This window comes from Actinoplanes sp. NPDC048791 (assembly GCF_040650095.1).
Lineage (GTDB): Bacteria > Actinomycetota > Actinomycetes > Mycobacteriales > Micromonosporaceae > Actinoplanes.
Genome location: NZ_JBEZGQ010000878.1, coordinates 1674 through 3503, shown reverse-complemented (window position 1 = coordinate 3503; position 1830 = coordinate 1674). Strand labels below are relative to the sequence as shown.

The following is a 1830-nucleotide window of genomic DNA, read 5'->3' as shown; positions in this document are numbered from 1 at the left end:
GCATGGGGACCGGCCTGGGTGCTGGGAGCCGCCGTGGCGCCGACCGACGCCACCGCGGTCGGTGTCCTGGGCCGGATGCTGCCCCGCCGGATCGCGACCATGCTCAAGGCGGAGAGCCTGGTCAACGACGGCACGGCCCTGGTGATCTACACGCTGGCGGTCGGGGTCACGCTGGGCGAGGAGCATCTCAGCCCGGGACACGTCGCCGGGCTGTTCACGATGTCGTACCTCGGCGGGATCGCGGCCGGCCTGCTGGTCACCTTCGGAATCCTGCAGATCCGCCGGCGGCTCACCGAACCGTTCCAGCACAACCTGCTCGCCCTGCTCACGCCGCTGGCGGCCTACCTGCTGGCCGAGGCGGCCGAGGTCTCCGGCGTCCTCGCGGCCGTGGTCAGCGGGCTCTGGGTGGGCCGGGTCTCGCCGCGACTGTTCCCCGGCCACGCCCGCCGGTACGTCCAGACGACCATGAACTTCCTGACCCAGCTGGCCAACGCGGCGCTGTTCGTCCTGGTCGGCCTGGAGGCGCAGTCGGCCGTACGCGGGCTGGACAGCACCGGGCTGGCCCACGGGCTGCTGGTGGCGGTGGTGGTCTGCGCGGTCATCGTCGCGGTGCGCTTCGGCTGGCTGTTCACCAGCCCGTACCTGATCCGGGCGATCGACCGCCGGCCGCAGCAGCGCGAACGACGCCTGAGCGGGCGGCCCCGGGCGTTGATGGCCGCGGCCGGTTTCCGCGGCGCGGTGTCGATGGCGGCGGCGCTGGCCGTGCCGCACACTCTGCCGTCCGGCGAGGAGTTTCCGGCCCGGGACCTCATCGTCTTCGCCACGGCGGTGGTGATCGCGGTGACGCTGCTGGTCCAGGCGCCGCTGATGCCCCGGGTGATGCGCTGGGCCGGGCTGGGCGCGGACGGGGAGGCCGAGCGGGAACGCCGGGCAGCGGAGATCACCTCGCTGGAACACGCGCTCGCCGCGCTGCCGGAGCTGGCCGCGGACCGGGGCACGAGCGACGACATCACCCAGCAGCTGCGGGCGGAATACGATCGCCGGCTCCGCGTGCTGCGCGATGCCGGCTCCGGCCCGGACCAGGAGGCCGCCCGGTACGAGCAGCAGTACGCCGATCTGCACCTGGCTGTGATCGACCACCGGCACGACACCGTCGTCCGGATGCGCGACCGGGGTGAGATCGACGACGAGGTGCTGCTGCGCGTCCAGGACGGTCTCGACCTCGAACAGGACCACATGGCGCAGCGCCGCGACAACGACACCCCCGCGGAGAGCCCGGGCGGGTAGCGTCGCTCGGCATGACAGCTGAAAGCCTGCGATCGGTGGAGATCGAGCGGACCGGGGCCGGCGCGTACGACGTGCGCAACGTGCGGGGCGGGGTCATCGAACTGGGCACGGGGGACGACGACCGGTTCACGCCGGTGGAGTTGCTGCTCGCGGCGCTGGGCGGGTGCACCGCGATCGACGTGGACCTGGTCGCGAGCCGCCGGGCGGAGCCGGCCCGGTTCGTGGTCCGGGTCCGCGGCGACAAGGTGCGCGACGAGGGCGGCGCCAACCGGATGGAGAACCTCGAGGTCGAGTTCGACATCGAGTTCCCGCCGGGGACCGACGGGGACCAGGCGCGCAAGATCGTGCCGCGCCTGATCCAGCAGTCGCACGACCGGCTGTGCACTGTCAGCCGCACCGTGGAGCTGGGCACGCCGGTGTCGACCTTCCAGCGCCACTGACCGTCGAGGTGCCGCTACCGCGCCGGCCCGGTGTAGGGGTTGTGCGGCGGCACGGCGCGCAGCACCGCGGTCGGCGCGTCAGCCATGCCGCCACCGACCGGCG

Annotated in this window: 2 protein-coding genes; both read left to right on the top strand. The window is 73.3% G+C overall.

The features are described from left to right. The coding region (locus AB0C29_RS38945) for a cation:proton antiporter (RefSeq protein ID WP_360831536.1) at window positions 1-1287 on the top strand (1287 nt) is incomplete at its 5' end. An 11-nt stretch (window positions 1288-1298) separates the two neighbouring features. After that, window positions 1299-1727, top strand: a complete 429-nt coding sequence (locus AB0C29_RS38940) for an OsmC family protein (RefSeq protein ID WP_360831533.1) — start codon at window positions 1299-1301, stop codon at window positions 1725-1727. Window positions 1728-1830: the final 103 nt, after the last annotated feature.

Coding starts and splice junctions, on each gene's coding strand:
- AB0C29_RS38940 (WP_360831533.1), top strand. CDS start 1,299: ATGACAGCTGAAAGCCTGCGATCGGTGGAGATCGAGCGGACCGGGGCC.